We start from the raw sequence: 15,967 nt of genomic DNA on the forward strand, positions 1-15,967 counted from the left end.
TGTCCTTCCTTATGACTTTTTTTGAATAAACGGCGGAGTGATCAGAACGCGAGTTGTTCGGTGATTTGCACCGCGGCGCTTTCCAGCCTGAGCAGGAACGCCTTGCGCGGTTGTCCTCCACCATAGCCGGTCAACGAGCCGTCTGCACCGATCACCCGGTGACAGGGCAGGATAATCGCCAGGCGGTTTTGTCCGTTGGCCAGGCCCACGGCGCGACTGGCGCCGGGGTTGCCCAGTTGCGCGGCGATAGCGCCATAAGTCGTGGTCTTGCCGTACGGAATCTTCATCAGTTCGGCCCACACCTGTCGGGCGAAAGCGCTGCCGGGCAGGTGCAGTGGCACGTTGAATTCGGTCCGTTTGCCGGCGAAGTATTGCGCCAGTTCTGCTTCGATTTGCTGCAAATGCCCGTTGTGTCCGGGTGCCACGGCGTAGCCATAACGGTTTTGCAATTCTTCGATTTCCCTGGTCAGTGCCGGTCGATCGAGAAATTCCAGCAGCACCAGCCCACGCTGTTCGGCCATGGCGATCATCGGCCCCAGTGGGGTGGTCAGCCGAGTGAACAGCAGTGGCTCGCTGTGGGCGGCGCGGCCGGGCGTGATATGGAACGACTTTTGAAACGCATCGCGAAAGCCGCTCAGGGATTCGTAGCCGGAGTCGAACGCGGCGTTGTCGATGGATGCGCCCTGTTTGATGCCACCCAGGGCGATGCCCAGGCGCCGGCTGCGCAGCCAGGCGTGAAAGGTCATGCCGAAATGCTGCTTGAACCAGCGGCGCAGTTTCAGTGGCTCGATGCCCTCGGCCAGCAACTGGGCATCGGTCCAGCGCAGGTCGGGGTCGGCGTCCACGGATTTGAGCAGTCGCTGCACCCAGTCCGGCGCGATGGCCGCGGCGTCCAGTGGCTTGCAACGCAGGCAGGCGCGATAGCCCGCCGACATCGCCTCATCGGCATGGGCGAAAAACTCAACGTTTTCCGGCTTCGGTTTGCGCGCCGTACAGCCGGGGCGGCAGAAAATGCCAGTGGTTTTGACCGCGGTAAAGAACACCCCCTCATAGGCGGTGTCGCGTTCGAGCATGGCACGAACCATCTCGGCGTGGGGCGGAAGCACAGCGTTTTGTAGGTTCATGGGCTGAGCATATGCTGCGTCGCCCGGCGCCTCCACCGGAAAATCGACAATGAATTTTTAGGGTCCTGAGCTACAGTCATCGGGTTACCGATAATCCTGTAAACGTTATTTTCAGGAATCATCCTATGCAACCGTTCACGATCAAACACATCGATCACATCGTCCTGCGCGTCAAGGATCTCGAACGAAGTATCACTTTTTACGGCGAGGTACTCGGCGCCGAACTGGTCAAGCGCCGTGACGATCTGGGCCTGGTGCATTTGCGTGCGGGCACCTCGATGATCGACCTCGTCGACATCCAGGGCGAACTCGGCCGCAAGGGCGGTGCTGCCGCTGGCCACGAACGGCGCAACGTCGATCACTTCTGCCTGCGCATTGAACCGTTCGACGAGGAAGCGCTGGTCAGTCACTTGCAGTCCTTCGGCCTGATCCCCGAGAAAGCTGCCGTGCGTTTCGGCGCCGAAGGCCACGGGCTGTCGATCTATTGCTTCGATCCGGATGGCAATCAGGTCGAACTGAAAGGGCCGTCCCAAGGGTAAAGTTCAGGCCCGTTTCGCCATCAACAACACCGAGGCCGCAGCCGACAACAATCCCGCGCAGCAACGGTTGAAGATCTGCTTGCCCCGTGGTTCGGCGAACCAGCGGCGCATGTGCAGGCCCATGTAGGCGTAGGCGCTGATGGCGATCCACTCCAGCAGCAGGAACAATGTGCCGAGCACGACGAATTGCGCGGCAATCGGTCGAGTCGGGTCGACGAATTGCGGCAGGAATGCGGTGAACAGCAAAATAGCCTTGGGATTGCCCGCAGCCACCAGAAACTCCTGCCGCGCCAGAGCGACAATGTCAATTGGCGCGCCGGTCACAACCTGCTCGGCCTCGGGATTGGCGCGCCACAATTGCCAGGCCAGGTACAACAAGTAAGCGGCGCCGATGATCTTGATCGCATAAAACAGCCATTCCGAGGTTTGCAGCACCACCGACAACCCGGCGGCGGCCAGGGCGATCATCCCGGCAAACGCCAGCAAACGACCGACGCCGGCCACGCAGGCGCGACGATAGCCATAACGGGTAGCGTTGCTGACCGACAGTAGATTGTTCGGGCCGGGAGCCATGTTCAGGGCGAAGCAGGCTGGGAGAAACAGGGTGAGGGTGGCGAGGTCCATGACGACGGCTCCAGTAACGAGAGCCGTATTTTTATCATGAGTGACGAGTGGGCCGGCCCATACAGCGGTGGGCGCAAATCGCCATACACTTGCGTTGGCTTGGTTAACCAACGTTCCCCGTAGGATCTCCTTTGTCATTCAGGTTGGAGAAAAACAGGGGGCAGACCACGATTGCCCGGCATTCGCCGTAAATCGCGGTCTGTCCCTTCTAACGTAAGATCAACCGGAAAGGCACACTATTTGATCTGCACAATCACCGGACCTTCCGTCACGATCGGCGGGTTTGCGTGAATATTCGAGGCATTTTTCTGAATCCAGTCGCGCGCGACTTTCAAGCTCGCATCGCTGCCGGCCTTGTCCGTGCAAACAGTCACCGCCGTACCGCCATCACCCGTGTTCAGCAGTGTGTAGCTTACCAGGCCAGGCACTGTCCGCAGGGTAGCTTCGACGTCGGCCTTGCGCTGTTCCAAAAGCTCGAAAAGCTGTTTTGCTCCAGCACCCAGGTAGGTTCTTATAACTGCATACATAGTCGTCTCCTTTGGGGGAAACAGGGGACAGACCACGATTGCTCGGCATATGCCTTAAATCGTGGTCTGTCCCTTTTTATGTGTCCCTATTTATGTTCCCGGCGGTCCCGATGAAGATCAAGATCAAAAGATCGCAGCCTTCGGCAGCTCCTACGCGGGACGCGGTGCTTCAACAGGCGGAGTACCGTCGTGAAACATCGTCTTCAGTTGCGCACGCAGTTCCGGTGAGTCGGTGTGCTTGTGAACGCTGACCGCATGCTGTGCGGCGGCCTCGAGCAGTTCGTTTTCAGAGTCTGCGGACAGCGCGACCGAGCATTTGGAATCGCTTGGAAACTCGCGGCAGTCGATGTATTTACGCGCCATGAGCTTTTCCTCCCTACGACGAAGGCAGGCCGTGGCCTGCGTGAACGATCACTCGACGCGATACCCCGTACATCAAACACGATTGCAGGTCGCTTCGAGTGTGCCAACTCTTAGAGTATAGGCTCGCCACAGGGCGCATCGTGGCAGGCTTGCAATGACGCAGAGGGGCGTTTTCTTCAATACGGCGTTCAGGCTGCTCATTACCTTGAAGCCTGGTTCAACTGAATTGAAGAAGGTATGCAATGAGTCTGATTCTTTCCATGGCCGCGTTTGCGCTGGCAGCTTCGATTACACCGGGACCGGTGAACATTGTGGCGTTGAGCTCTGGCGCGCAGTTCGGCTTTTGCGCCAGTCAGCGGCATGTGGCCGGGGCGACCCTGGGGTTTGTTCTGCTGTTGGTGCTGATGGGGTTGGGATTGCATGAGGTGTTGCAGCGTTGGCCGGCGCTGACGCGGGTGGTGCAATGGGCGGGGGTGGCGTTTCTGCTGTTCATGGCTTTCAAATTGGCCACTGATAACGGTCAACTCGATGCCAAGGAGTCGGGGCGGGCGCCATCGATGCTGTATGGCGCGGTGATGCAATGGCTCAACCCGAAAGCCTGGCTGGCCTGTGTGGCGGGGATGGGCGCGTTTGTCGCCGATGGCGAGGCGCGGCTGGTTTGGCAGTTTGCGGCGGTGTATCTGGTGATCTGCTACTTGTCGGTGGGGTGCTGGGCCTATGCCGGCACGTTTTTGCGCGGCTACCTGAGCAATCCGGCGGGGATGCGCCTGTTCAATCGGGTCATGGCGTTGTTGCTGGCGGTGAGTGCGGGGTATTTGCTGTTGCCGTAGGTTCCCGGCACAACTCTTATTGCCAATGTTTTCTCTGTGGGAGCGGGCTTGCCCGCGATGGCGTCTGGTCGGCCAACAATGATGTCGAATGCAGTATCGCTATCGCGGGCAAGCCCGCTCCCACAGGGTTTTGAGTTGCTTGACTTAGCCGCGATACTGCCCCGGTGTCGCCGCCAGATGCTGTTTGAACGCGCGCTGAAAATGCGCCTGATCAGCAAACCCGGCTTCCAGCGCCACATCGGCAATCAACTTGCCGTTACGCAGTTGTTCCTGCGCGAACTGGATGCGCCGGTTGATCAGAAACGCATGGGGCGTCATGCCGTAATGCTGCTTGAACGCGCGGATCAGGTACGACGGCGACAGTTGCGCCGCCTCGCAAATATCCTCGAGCTTGAGCATGTGTGTGCAGTTGTCGCGGATATAGTCGGCGGCCCGCTCCAGCTTGAAATTGGGTTCGCGCAGCGGTTGCTCGACAGGGTTGAGCCGCTGTTGCACCTCGGTGAAAAATTCCACCGCCGCGCTATGCTTGCTCAGCATGTCTTGCTGCGGGTCGATCAACACCTCGTACAAATTCTTCAGGCCAGCAAACAGCTCGACGTCACGATTGTGAGTGATGGAAAACCGGCGAAACGCCGAGTCCTGGCTGAAGCCGAGCTGATGCTGCAAATCGGTCAGCCAAGGCGTCTCGACGTACAGCATCAGGTACGACCACGGCTGGTCGTCGATCGGGTTGCAGGCATGCACATCGCCCGGATTCATCAGCACCACGGTGCCGGCACTGACCTGAAATTCCGATTGCTCGTGAATATAGGTGCTGCGCCCGGCGGTGATCGCACCAATGGAAAAGTGCGCATGGGAATGCCGGCTGTAGCAGACCTCGCGACCGTCGGCGATGGAACGGGCTTCGATGAAGGGCAGCGCGTCGTCACGCCAGAAGCGCGGGGCTTTGTCTGCATCTTTGGTGACGGAGTGCTTCATCCTGGCGTCCTCGGCGGTTCAGCTCTGGAGTGTATTAGCTCTCGCCGTCAAAGGCTCGTTGCAGCATGGCGATGTCGAGTTTTTTCATTTGCAGCATCGCCGCCATGGCGCGCTGGGATTTGGCTGTGTCGGGGTCTTTCATCATGTCCATCAACGCCACGGGCACGATTTGCCACGACACGCCGAATTTGTCCTTGAGCCAGCCGCATTGCTGGGCTTCAACGGGACCGCCCGCAGACAGGCGCCCCCAGAAGTGGTCGACTTCTTCCTGAGTGTGACAATTGACCTGGAATGAGACCGCCTCATTGAACTTGAACACCGGGCCACCGTTGAGGCCGGTGAAGCTCTGCCCATCGAGTTCGAAACTGACGGTCATCACCGAACCTTCCGGCCGGCCGTGGATTTCCTGACCGGCCTTGCCGTAATGGGTGATGCCGGCGATTTTGGAATGATCGAAGATCGCGCAGTAAAACTTCGCCGCCGTTTCAGCCTGATCGTCGAACCACAGGCAGGGGGTGAGTTTGGGAAAGCGTTGCATGTCGGTTGTCCTCGGCAGGTTGAACACGCTGGATTATCAGCGTAGTCAGTCCGCGGTCGATCGGTGGCGCCGTAGATCGACAAGTCCGTAGCAGCTGCCGAGCTGCGCGAGGCTGCGTTCGGCTGCGAAGCAGTCGTGAAATCAGCAAACGCGGTGTGTCAGGTGAACCTTGCAGGTAGGGTTTGCGACGGCTGCGCCGCCGAACGCAGCCTCGCGCAGCTCGGCAGCTGCTACGGGACGGGAGCGACCGGTGGTCGATGAACATGGCTTGTGGGTCAAATTGCGCTTAGCTGTAGGGATAACCCGAGGCGCGCGTAACCCGCCGACCTTGCAGGAGCGAGGCTCGCCCCTTCAGAACACCGTGAGTCTGAGGAAACCCGCAATGCTGACCCTTAATATCAATGGCAAGGACCAGGAACTGGATGTCCCGGCGGACATGCCGTTGCTCTGGGTGCTGCGCGATGTCGCGCACCTGACGGGCACAAAATTCGGTTGCGGCATGGCCCAGTGTGGCGCTTGCACCGTACACGTCGACGGCGCGCCGCTGCGCTCTTGCATCACGCCTGCCACGGCGGTGGCCCACGGGCAGAAAATTCTCACCATCGAAGGCTTGTCTGCCGATGGCTCGCACCCGGTCCAGCAAGCCTGGGCCGAACTCGACGTGGTTCAGTGCGGCTATTGCCAGTCGGGGCAGATCATGTCGGCGGCCGCGTTGCTGGCGAAGATCCCCAAGCCCACCGACAGCGACATCGACCAGGCGCTGTCCGGCAACATCTGCCGCTGCGGCACCTACCCAAGAATCCGCGCCGCGGTCAAACGCGCCGCCGAGATCGGTTGATACCACGTCGAAGGGAGCTGACCCATGAACAGAATCAACCCTGTCTCGCGTCGCGGTTTTCTCAAGGGCAGTGCGGTGTTGGGCAGCGGTCTGGTGGTGGCGTTTGTCATCCCCGGTGCCAATCGCTTTGCCCTAGGCGCCGAGAATCAAGGAAACGTCTTCGCCCCCAATGCCTTTTTACGCATTGGCAACGACAACAGCATCACCGTGCTGCTCGGTCATTCGGAAATGGGCCAAGGCATCTGGACCGGCCTGACCATGTTGATCGCCGAAGAGCTAGACGCCGACTGGTCGAAAATTCGTGTCGAACATGCGCCGGCCTCGGCGGCCGATTATGGCCTGCCGGCGTTTGGCGGGATGCAGATCACCGGCGGTTCGACGTCGACCTGGATGGAGTTCGACCGCTATCGCCAGGCCGGAGCGGCGGCGCGCTTGATGCTGATCGAGGCGGCGGCCAAGCGATTCGACGTGGCGCCTTCGCAGATCCGCACCGAATCGGGCGTGGTCATGGCCGGCGACAAGCGCGCCACTTACGGCGAATTGGCGGATGACGCTGGCAAGCTGCCACTGCCGGATCCGGCTTCGATCAAGTTCAAGGAAGCCAAAGACTGGAAGGTCATCGGCAAACCCACCAAGCGCCTCGACACCCCGGAGAAAATCACCGGGCAGGCGAAGTTCGGCATGGATGTGCAATTCGATGGGCTGATGACGGCGATGGTTGCACGTCCACCGGTGTTCGGTGGCAGCGTCAAATCCTTCGAAGGCGCCGAGGCACTGGCGGTGCCGGGCGTGCACAAAGTGGTGCAGGTGCCCACGGGTGTCGCGGTGATTGCCGATCATTATTGGGCGGCGAAGCTGGGGCGCGATGCGCTGAAGGTCGAATGGGACCTGGGGCCGAACGCCGGGCTCGACAGTCAGAAACTGCTGGAAAGCTTCCGTAAACTCGCCGCCACCCCCGGCACTTCCGCCAGTCGGGCCGGGGATGCGACGGCGACACTAGGCAAAGCAGCGAAGACGATTGAAGCAGAATACAGCGTGCCGTACCTGGCTCACGCGCCGATGGAGCCGCTCAACTGCACGGTGAAAATTTCCAAGGACAAATGCGAAATCTGGACCGGCACGCAGTTTCAGACGCTGGATCAGATGATCGCGGGGAAGATCACCGGGCTCAAACCCGAACAGGTAGAGATCCACACCCAATTCCTCGGTGGCGGTTTCGGGCGTCGGGCCAACCCGACCTCGGATTTTGTCAGCGAAGCCGTGTACGTCGCCAAAGCGGCGGGCGCGCCGGTAAAAACCGTCTGGGCCCGAGAGGATGACATTCGCGGCGGTTATTACCGCTCGGCGTTCTTGCATCAGGCGCGCATCGGCCTGGATGCCGACGGCATGCCAATGGCCTGGAAGCATGTGCTGGTCGGGCAGTCGATCCTGACGGGCACGTCGTTCGCGGCGACCATGGTCAAGGATGGCATCGACAAAACCTCCGTCGAAGGCGTGGCCGACAGTCCTTACCTTGAGGGGCTGGCCAACCACCAAGTCGAACTGCATTCGCCGCAAACCGGCATCAGCGTGCTGTGGCTGAGGTCGGTGGGGCACACCCACACGGCATTCGTCATGGAGTCGTTGATCGATGAACTGGCAGACGCCGCCGGCAAGGATCCGGTGGAATACCGACGCGCCTTGCTCAAGGCGCATCCGCGGCATCTGGGCGTCCTGAATCTGGCAGTAGAGAAAGCCAACTGGAAAGCACCGTTGCCAGACGGTCACGCATTGGGCGTGGCGGTGCATGAGTCTTTCGGCAGTTATGTCGCCCAGGTGGCCGAGGTGTCCCAGGACAATCTGGCGATTCGCGTGCACCGGGTGGTGTGTGCGGTGGACTGCGGCATTGCGGTCAATCCGCAGAGCATCGCCGCGCAGATGGAGTCAGGCATCACCTTTGGTCTCAGTTTTACCTTGCACAGCAAACTGACGTTCAAGGACGGTCAGGTGGAACAGTCCAATTATCACGATTATCAGGTTCTGCGCCTGAACGAGATGCCGGTGGTCGAGGTGCATATCGTCCCCAGCAGCGACAAGCCCGGCGGCATCGGCGAGGTCGGTGTACCGCCCGTGGCGCCGGCCGTGGCGAACGCGGTGTTTGCCCTGACCGGGCAGCGTCTGCGGGAACTGCCGTTGCAACTGTCGGGGGTGTGAGATGAGACGACATGTATTTTGGGGCGCGGTGATGCTGATCGGCCTGGGTGGTTATACCTCGGACCTGTTCGCTGATGATAAAGAGGCGGTGAAGGCGTTCGACACGGTGCAGAAGGTGTTCCAGAGCCCGCGTTGCCAGAACTGTCATATCCCCGGCGATTCACCGTTGCAGTTCGACGCCGGTGTTCCTCACGCAATGAATGTGGTTCGCGGCCTGGACGGCAAGGGCGCAGCCGGTTTGCCGTGTGCCAGTTGTCATGCCGAACGCAATCCGCCGGCCAGCTATGGCCCCAACGCTCCACCCGGAGCACCGCATTGGAGCCTGCCGCCAGCCGCACACAAGATGGCCTGGATTGGGCTGCCAGCCGACAAGTTGTGCGCGATGATCAAGGACCGTTCCAGTAATGGCGACCGTGATTTTGCGGCGCTGATCAAGCACGTCAGCGAGGACAAACTGGTGCTCTGGGGCTGGCGCCCGGGCGAGGGACGGGCGCCGGTGCCGGTGCCCCACGACATTTTTGTCACCCAGTTCAAGATTTGGGCCGATGCTGGAGGGCCGTGTCCGGTGGCAGGAAGCTGACCAGCGGCGCGTTTATAGGGAGTCATACCGGGTATGAGCGACTCTAACGTTCATACCCATCAAGGAGTGAGTGATGTTAACCCCAGGCAAATCGTTTAAACCCGGCGTTGGCGCAGATGCCTTGCGTGCACCGAACATCCTCGACAGCGCGGCGCAGGATCGCGATGTATTGCGCGACCTGGCGCGAAAGGCCGAGCAAGAACTGACGGGCGTGCAGATGGCGAGCATGGATGAATTGACGCTGCTCTCCAATCGTCATGGCTTCGAGGCTTTGGCCCGGTTGGCGCTGGAGGCCTGTCAGCAGTTGGGCATACCCGCGACGCTGCTGTTTTTCGACCTTGATGACTTCAAGCGCATCAACCAGCTGTACGGTCGCGCCGAGGGCGACGATGCCCTGAAAACCTTCGCCGATGTGCTACGCATCGCCTTTCGTGAAAGCGATGTGATCGGCCGGCTCGGCAGCGATGAGTTTGCTGCCTTGTTGACCGGCACCGACGCCGTGGAAATCGCCGCGATCAGAGCGCGCCTCGAAGAAATACTCGATGAACGCAATGCCACGGCGCATCGTGGCTATGACATTCGCTTCAGTATCGGGCAGATCGAGTTTGATCCTCGGCTACACCAGACGGCGGAAGACTTGCTGGCTTTGGCCGATAAGGCGTTGTGCGACGCCCGTCATTGTTGAATGGCGTCTTGCAAGACCGCTGCAACGTGCCCGGATCATTTGGCGAACAACTGATCGATATTCTTGAACGCCTTGAACTCCAGAGCGTTGCCGCAGGGGTCGAAGAGAAACATCGTGGCTTGTTCGCCCACCAATCCCTGAAAGCGGATACCCGGTTCGATCACGAAGCGCGTGCCAAGGGCTTTCAAACGCTCGGCCAGGGCCTCCCATTCCGCCATCCCCAATACCACACCGAAATGCGGCACCGGTACGTCGTGGCCATCCACGGCGTTGGTGTGGGCGGCTTCCTGGGAAGCGTTTTTCGGTGCCAGATGAATGACCAGTTGATGGCCGAAAAAGTTGAAATCGACCCAGTGATCGCTGGAGCGACCTTCTTCCAGGCCGAACACTTCACCATAGAAGCGCCGGGCAGCGGCCAAGTCGTAAACCGGGATGGCCAAGTGAAAAGGGGACAGTTGCATCGGACGTGCCTCGACGGGTTGAGAGTTAAGACCGAGTTTAGTCCTGTGCTTTTTGATTGAAAGACGATAGTTTTTTGCGACGAGCTCAAATTATTTCGATCAATCGGGGAGCCGCATGCTGCGGGAACTGAAAACCTTCATTGCCGTGACGCGTCATGGCACGTTCGCTGCGGCAGGCATGCACATTGGCCTGACCCAGTCGGCGGTCAGCGCGCAGATCCGCAACCTCGAACAGGCGTTGGGCATTCGCCTGTTCGATCGCACCGGACGTCAGGCGATTCTCAACGCCGCAGGGCAGCGGGCGTTACCGATGGCTCGGGAAATCCTTGAGACCTTCAGCCGCATGGCCGTCAGTGATAGCGTCGGCGAGTTTCGTGGCGAATTGAAGATCGGCGCGGTGGCCACCGTCCAGACCGGGTTGTTGCCGCGCGCGCTGTTGCGACTCCGGCAGCAGGCGCCATTGCTGGAGGCGAAGCTGGTGCCGGGGGTATCCCTGAGCCTGTTGAGTCAGGTGGACACCGGCGAAGTGGATCTGGCGATTCTGATCAAGCCACCGTTTGAATTGCCCAAGGAATTGTCGGTGCAAGTCATTCGCCGAGAGCCGTTTGTGCTGATCGTGCCGGCAGACCTTGAGGGCGACGACCCGCTGCAGTTACTCGCCAACCATCCCCATGTACGCTACGACCGCAATTCTTTCGGTGGGCGCTTGGTGACTCGCTTTTTACGTGAGCAGCAGATTGATGTGCAGGTAGCTCTGGAGCTGGATGAGCTGGAAGCTATCGTCAAAATGGTCGAATGCGGGCTGGGTGTTTCGCTATTGCCCGAGGCTGGGCTGTGGCTTGAGCATGGGGCGAAGGTGCGGATCATCCCGTTGGGTGAGCTGACGTTCTACCGGGAGATCGTGCTGTTGCAGCGTTATAGCCAGCGCACACAACCGATCCAGCAGTTGTTTGCGCGGTGTTTGACACAGATCGATGACTAAACGCTAACCCCTGTGGGAGCGGGCTTGCTCGCGAAGGCGGTGTACGGCATACAGAAAGTGTCGACTGGCGCACCGCTTTCGCGAGCAAGCCCGCTCCCACATTTGACCGAGTCAATCCTGGAATTGAAGCCATAAAAAAACCCGCCTGAAGAGGCGGGTTTTTAATGGCTAACCGAAGATCACTCTTCGATGTTGCCCATGGCGGTGGTGTTGAAGCCGCCGTCCACGTACATGATTTCGCCGCTGATGCCGGACGCCAGGTCCGAGCACAGGAAGGCGCCGGCGTTGCCGACTTCGTCGATGGTGACGTTACGACGCAGCGGGGTTTGCGCTTCGTTGGCGGCCAGCATCTTGCGGAAGTTCTTGATGCCGGAAGCGGCGAGGGTGCGGATCGGGCCAGCCGATACGCAGTTCACGCGGGTGCCATCCGGGCCCAGGGAGCCGGCCAGGTAACGCACGCCAGCTTCCAAAGAAGCCTTGGCCATGCCCATTACGTTGTAGTTCGGCATGGTGCGCTCGGCGCCCAGGTAGGACAGGGTCAGCAGGCTGCCATTGCGGCCTTTCATCATTTCGCGACCAGCCTTGGCCAGGGCCACGAAGCTGTAGGCGCTGATGTCGTGAGCGATGCGGAAACCTTCACGGGTGGTGGCTTCGGTGAAGTCGCCGTCCAGTTGGTCGCCCGGGGCGAAGCCGACGGAATGCACGATGCAGTCCAGGCCGTCCCACTTCTTGCTCAGTGCTTCGAAGACCTTGGCGATTTCTTCATCGCTGGCCACGTCGCACGGGAAGCACAGCTCAGGGCTCGAGCCCCAGCCTTGTGCGAATTCTTCGACACGACCCTTGAGTTTGTCGTTCTGATAAGTGAAGGCAAGCTCAGCGCCCTCGCGATGCATGGCGGCAGCGATGCCGGATGCGATGGACAGCTTGCTGGCGACACCGACGATCAGTACGCGCTTACCGGCGAGAAAACCCATGTGTTGCTCCTCTTTTCAGGTTTATTGCGCAGTGGCTGGTGCCAGAAAAGCGGCTTCCAGCAACTGCTGTGTATACGGATGTTGGGGGGCGGCAAAGATACTTTGCGCGTCTCCCTGTTCGACCACTTGGCCATGCTTGACCACCATCAGCTGGTGGCTCAGCGCTTTGACGACAGCCAGGTCATGGCTGATAAACAAATACGTCAGGTTGTACTTGGTTTGCAGTGAACGTAGCAGCTCCACCACTTGGCGTTGCACGGTGCGGTCGAGGGCCGAAGTCGGCTCGTCCAGCAGAATCAACGCCGGTTTTAGCACTAATGCCCGGGCAATGGCGATTCTCTGCCGTTGCCCACCGGAAAATTCGTGGGGGTAGCGGTGCCGGGTTTCCGGGTCCAGACCTACCTCCTTGAGTGCCGCAATAATCGCTTGTTCCTGTTCTGCCTCGGTGCCCATCTTGTGGATCCGCAGGCCTTCGCCGACGATCTGGCTCACGCACATCCGTGGGCTCAGGCTGCCGAAGGGGTCCTGGAACACCACCTGCATTTCCCGGCGCAGCGGCCGAACTTCGCTCTGCGTCAGGCAGTCTAGCTGCTTGCCTTCAAAACGTATGGAGCCTTTGCTACCGATCAGCCGCAATATCGCCAGGCCGAGCGTCGACTTGCCGGAACCGCTTTCTCCCACAATCCCCAGGGTCTGGCCCTGGGGCAGGCTGAAATTGATGCCGTCTACCGCTTTGATATGGTCCACGGTCTTTTTCAGAAAGCCTTTTTTGATCGGGAACCAGACTTTCAGGTCCTCGACCTGCAGCAACGGCGGGCCAATCACATTGGTCGCCGGTTTGCCGCTGGGCTCCGCTGCCAGCAGTTCCCGCGTGTACGGATGCTGCGGCGCGCGGAACAATTCTTCGCACGATGCCTGTTCGACGATGCAACCGCGCTGCATGACACATACCCGATGCGCAATTCTTCGTACAAGGTTCAAATCGTGACTGATCAGTAACAACGCCATGCCCAGACGGGCCTGTAATTCCTTGAGCAGTTCGAGGATTTTCAGTTGAACGGTCACGTCCAAGGCCGTGGTCGGTTCGTCTGCGATCAGCAATTCCGGCTCATTGGCCAGGGCCATCGCGATCATTACCCGTTGGCGCTGGCCGCCGGACAATTCGTGGGGCAGGGCCTTGAGACGCTTCTGCGGTTCGGGGATGCCGACCATTTCCAGCAGTTCCAGCGTGCGCTTGGTCGCGACTTTGCCGGTCAGGCCTTTATGGATACCCAGGATTTCGTTGATCTGTTTTTCGATCGAATGCAGAGGGTTGAGCGAGGTCATCGGCTCTTGAAAGATCATCGCAATCCGGTTGCCGCGGATGTGGCGGATGGTTTTCTCTTTCAGGTCCAGCAGATTCCGGTCGGAATAAGTGATGGTGCCGGACGGATGCCGGGCCAGCGGGTAGGGCAGCAGCCGCAGGATCGAGTGGGCGGTCACCGATTTGCCGGAGCCGCTTTCGCCCACCAGCGCCAGGGTTTCGCCGCGCTTGATGTCGAAGCTGACGCCCTCGACCACCCGCTGCACGTGTTCACCGACGACAAATTCGACGGCCAGGTCGCGCACTTCGATCAGATTGTCCTGATTCATTTCACTTCCTCGGGTCGAAGGCATCGCGAGCGGACTCGCCGATGAACACCAGCAGACTCAACATCAGCGCCAGCACCGCAAATGCACTCATACCCAGCCACGGCGCTTGCAGATTGGATTTGCCCTGGGCCACCAGTTCACCCAGGGACGGCGCGCCCGGCGGCAGGCCGAAGCCGAGGAAATCCAGGGCGGTCAGCGTACCGATGGCGCCGGTCAGGATGAACGGCATGAAGGTCATGGTCGAGACCATGGCGTTGGGCAGGATGTGGCGGAACATGATCGCACCATTCTGCATGCCCAACGCCCGTGCCGCGCGCACGTATTCCAGATTCCGGCCGCGCAGGAACTCGGCGCGCACCACATCCACCAGGCTCATCCACGAGAACAGCAGCATGATCCCCAGCAGCCACCAGAAATTTGGCTGCACGAAACTGGCCAGAATGATCAGCAGGTACAGCACCGGCAACCCGGACCAGATCTCCAGAAAACGCTGCCCGGCCAGGTCGACCCAGCCGCCATAAAAACCCTGCAAGGCCCCGGCGATCACGCCGATGATCGAGCTGAGAATGGTCAGCGTCAAAGCGAACAGCACCGAAATCCGGAAGCCATAAATAACCCGGGCCAGCACATCGCGGCCCTGATCGTCGGTGCCCAGCAGGTTATCGGCCGAAGGCGGCGCGGGGGCCGGGACTTTCAGGTCGTAGTTGATGCTCTGGTAGCTGTAGGGGATCGGCGCCCACAAGACCCAGGCGTCCTTGGCCTTGAGCAGTTCGCGAATGTACGGGCTCTTGTAGTTGGCTTCCAGCGGGAATTCGCCGCCGAACGCGGTTTCCGGGTAGCGCTTGAGGGCCGGGAAGTACCAGGCGTTGTCGTAATGCACCACCAGCGGTTTGTCGTTGGCGATCAGTTCTGCACCGAGGCTTGCGCCGAACAGAATCAGGAACAGCCACAACGACCACCAGCCACGCTTGTTGGCCTTGAACAGCTCGAAACGTCGGCGATTGAGAGGGGACAGGTTCATCTCAATGCTCCCGGCTTTCGAAGTCGATGCGCGGATCGACAAAGGTGTAAGTGAGGTCACCGATCAATTTCACCACCAGCCCCAGCAGGGTGAAGATAAACAGCGTGCCGAAGACCACCGGGTAATCGCGGTTGATCGCCGCCTCGAAACTCATCAGTCCCATGCCGTCGAGGGAGAAGATCACTTCCACCAGCAATGAGCCGGTGAAGAAGATCCCGATGAACGCCGAGGGGAAACCGGCGATCACCAGCAGCATGGCGTTGCGAAACACATGGCCGTAGAGCACGCGATGGCGGGTCAGGCCCTTGGCCTTGGCGGTGACCACGTATTGCTTGTTGATTTCATCGAGGAAGCTGTTTTTGGTGAGCAGCGTCATGGTCGCGAAGTTGCCGATCACCAAGGCGGTCACCGGCAGCGCCAGGTGCCAGAAGTAATCGAGGATCTTGCCGCCGGTGCTTAGTTCGTCGAAGTTGTTCGAGGTCAGGCCCCGTAGGGGAAACCAGTCGAAATAGCTGCCGCCGGCGAACACCACAATCAGCAAGATGGCAAACAGGAACGCCGGGATCGCATAACCGACGATGATCGCCGAACTGGTCCAGACGTCGAAATGGCTGCCGTGTCGCGTCGCCTTGGCGATCCCCAGCGGGATCGACACCAGGTACATGATCAGCGTGCTCCACAACCCGAGGGAGATCGATACCGGCATCTTTTCCTTGATCAGGTCGATGACCTTGGCGTCGCGGAAGAAGCTGTCGCCGAAATCCAGGGTGGCGTAGTTCTTGATCATGATCCACAAACGTTCCGGCGCCGATTTGTCGAAGCCGTACATGTGCTCGATTTCCTTGACCAGCGCCGGGTCCAGGCCTTGCGCCCCACGATAGGCGGAGCCCGCCACCGACACCTCGGCACCGCCGCCGGCAATGCGGCTGGTGGCGCCTTCGAAGCCTTCGAGCTTGGCGATCATCTGTTCCACCGGCCCACCGGGGGCGGCCTGGATGATCACGAAGTTGATCAGCAAAATGCCGAGCAGGGTCGGGATGATCAGCAGCAGTCGCCGAAAAATATACGCCAGCATCTG

Annotated in this window: 18 protein-coding genes; 7 read left to right on the top strand and 11 right to left on the bottom strand. The window is 60.0% G+C overall.

Annotation, left to right across the window (positions count from 1 at the left end; genetic code table 11):
• Window positions 1–41 precede the first annotated feature (41 nt).
• The gene (locus tag IB250_RS07805) at window positions 42–1,124 is read right to left on the bottom strand and encodes a bifunctional transcriptional activator/DNA repair enzyme AdaA (protein WP_192343660.1); all 1,083 of its coding nucleotides are present in this window, start codon (window positions 1,122–1,124) and stop codon (window positions 42–44) included.
• A gap of 125 nt (window positions 1,125–1,249) precedes the next feature.
• Here IB250_RS07805 and IB250_RS07810 point away from each other — a divergent pair, with 125 nt between their 5' ends.
• Entirely contained in the window at window positions 1,250–1,663 is a 414-nt protein-coding gene (locus IB250_RS07810; RefSeq protein WP_192343661.1) for a VOC family protein, read from the top strand.
• Window positions 1,664–1,666: 3 nt separating this feature from the next.
• On the opposite strand, the gene IB250_RS07815 is transcribed toward IB250_RS07810, so the two are convergent.
• The 3 genes from IB250_RS07815 to IB250_RS07825 form a co-directional block, all read right to left on the bottom strand.
• The gene (locus tag IB250_RS07815) at window positions 1,667–2,287 is read right to left on the bottom strand and encodes a LysE family translocator (RefSeq protein ID WP_192343662.1); all 621 of its coding nucleotides are present in this window, start codon (window positions 2,285–2,287) and stop codon (window positions 1,667–1,669) included.
• A gap of 236 nt (window positions 2,288–2,523) precedes the next feature.
• Window positions 2,524–2,814 carry a hypothetical protein gene (locus tag IB250_RS07820; protein WP_192343663.1) on the bottom strand — a complete coding sequence of 97 codons (291 nt, stop codon included), beginning with the start codon at window positions 2,812–2,814 and terminating at the stop codon, window positions 2,524–2,526.
• Between the two features lie 150 nt (window positions 2,815–2,964).
• Entirely contained in the window at window positions 2,965–3,177 is a 213-nt protein-coding gene (locus IB250_RS07825) for a DUF1059 domain-containing protein (protein ID WP_008074349.1), read from the bottom strand.
• Between the two features lie 242 nt (window positions 3,178–3,419).
• Here IB250_RS07825 and IB250_RS07830 point away from each other — a divergent pair, with 242 nt between their 5' ends.
• The gene (locus IB250_RS07830) at window positions 3,420–4,007 is read left to right on the top strand and encodes a LysE family translocator (RefSeq protein WP_192343664.1); all 588 of its coding nucleotides are present in this window, start codon (window positions 3,420–3,422) and stop codon (window positions 4,005–4,007) included.
• Window positions 4,008–4,151: 144 nt separating this feature from the next.
• Here IB250_RS07830 and IB250_RS07835 read toward each other — a convergent pair whose 3' ends face one another.
• Both IB250_RS07835 and IB250_RS07840 read right to left on the bottom strand, forming a co-directional pair.
• Window positions 4,152–4,985 (bottom strand): AraC family transcriptional regulator, encoded by an 834-nt coding sequence (locus IB250_RS07835; RefSeq protein ID WP_192343665.1) that lies wholly within the window; start codon window positions 4,983–4,985, stop codon window positions 4,152–4,154.
• Window positions 4,986–5,019: 34 nt separating this feature from the next.
• A complete protein-coding gene (locus IB250_RS07840) occupies window positions 5,020–5,523 on the bottom strand; it encodes a VOC family protein (RefSeq protein ID WP_192343666.1) in 504 nt (167 codons plus the stop codon).
• Between the two features lie 382 nt (window positions 5,524–5,905).
• On the opposite strand from IB250_RS07840, the gene IB250_RS07845 reads away from it, so the two are divergent.
• From IB250_RS07845 to IB250_RS07860, 4 genes are all read left to right on the top strand, one after another.
• A complete protein-coding gene (locus IB250_RS07845) occupies window positions 5,906–6,361 on the top strand; it encodes a (2Fe-2S)-binding protein (protein WP_007906916.1) in 456 nt (151 codons plus the stop codon).
• A 24-nt stretch (window positions 6,362–6,385) separates the two neighbouring features.
• The gene (locus IB250_RS07850; RefSeq protein WP_192343667.1) at window positions 6,386–8,554 is read left to right on the top strand and encodes a xanthine dehydrogenase family protein molybdopterin-binding subunit; all 2,169 of its coding nucleotides are present in this window, start codon (window positions 6,386–6,388) and stop codon (window positions 8,552–8,554) included.
• Window position 8,555: 1 nt separating this feature from the next.
• Window positions 8,556–9,134, top strand: coding sequence for a hypothetical protein (locus IB250_RS07855; RefSeq protein WP_192343668.1), 579 nt, complete (start codon window positions 8,556–8,558; stop codon window positions 9,132–9,134).
• A gap of 73 nt (window positions 9,135–9,207) precedes the next feature.
• Window positions 9,208–9,819, top strand: coding sequence for a GGDEF domain-containing protein (locus IB250_RS07860; protein WP_192343669.1), 612 nt, complete (start codon window positions 9,208–9,210; stop codon window positions 9,817–9,819).
• A gap of 35 nt (window positions 9,820–9,854) precedes the next feature.
• On the opposite strand, the gene IB250_RS07865 is transcribed toward IB250_RS07860, so the two are convergent.
• Window positions 9,855–10,280, bottom strand: coding sequence for a VOC family protein (locus IB250_RS07865; protein ID WP_192343670.1), 426 nt, complete (start codon window positions 10,278–10,280; stop codon window positions 9,855–9,857).
• Between the two features lie 115 nt (window positions 10,281–10,395).
• On the opposite strand from IB250_RS07865, the gene IB250_RS07870 reads away from it, so the two are divergent.
• Window positions 10,396–11,262, top strand: coding sequence for a LysR family transcriptional regulator (locus IB250_RS07870; RefSeq protein WP_192343671.1), 867 nt, complete (start codon window positions 10,396–10,398; stop codon window positions 11,260–11,262).
• A 179-nt stretch (window positions 11,263–11,441) separates the two neighbouring features.
• Here the strand turns inward: IB250_RS07870 and fabI are convergent, their stop codons facing one another.
• The 4 genes from fabI to IB250_RS07890 are packed head-to-tail and all read right to left on the bottom strand — an operon-like array spanning window position 11,442 to window position 15,964.
• Window positions 11,442–12,236, bottom strand: coding sequence for an enoyl-ACP reductase FabI (gene fabI, locus IB250_RS07875; protein ID WP_007906751.1), 795 nt, complete (start codon window positions 12,234–12,236; stop codon window positions 11,442–11,444).
• A 21-nt stretch (window positions 12,237–12,257) separates the two neighbouring features.
• A complete protein-coding gene (locus tag IB250_RS07880) occupies window positions 12,258–13,868 on the bottom strand; it encodes an ABC transporter ATP-binding protein (RefSeq protein WP_192343672.1) in 1,611 nt (536 codons plus the stop codon).
• A 1-nt stretch (window position 13,869) separates the two neighbouring features.
• Window positions 13,870–14,889 carry an ABC transporter permease gene (locus tag IB250_RS07885; protein WP_008074378.1) on the bottom strand — a complete coding sequence of 340 codons (1,020 nt, stop codon included), beginning with the start codon at window positions 14,887–14,889 and terminating at the stop codon, window positions 13,870–13,872.
• 1 nt (window position 14,890) lies between these two features.
• Window positions 14,891–15,964, bottom strand: coding sequence for a microcin C ABC transporter permease YejB (locus IB250_RS07890; protein ID WP_123495110.1), 1,074 nt, complete (start codon window positions 15,962–15,964; stop codon window positions 14,891–14,893).
• Between the last annotated feature and the right edge of the window lie 3 nt (window positions 15,965–15,967).

This window comes from Pseudomonas sp. PDM09 (genome assembly GCF_014852305.1).
Classification (GTDB): domain Bacteria; phylum Pseudomonadota; class Gammaproteobacteria; order Pseudomonadales; family Pseudomonadaceae; genus Aquipseudomonas.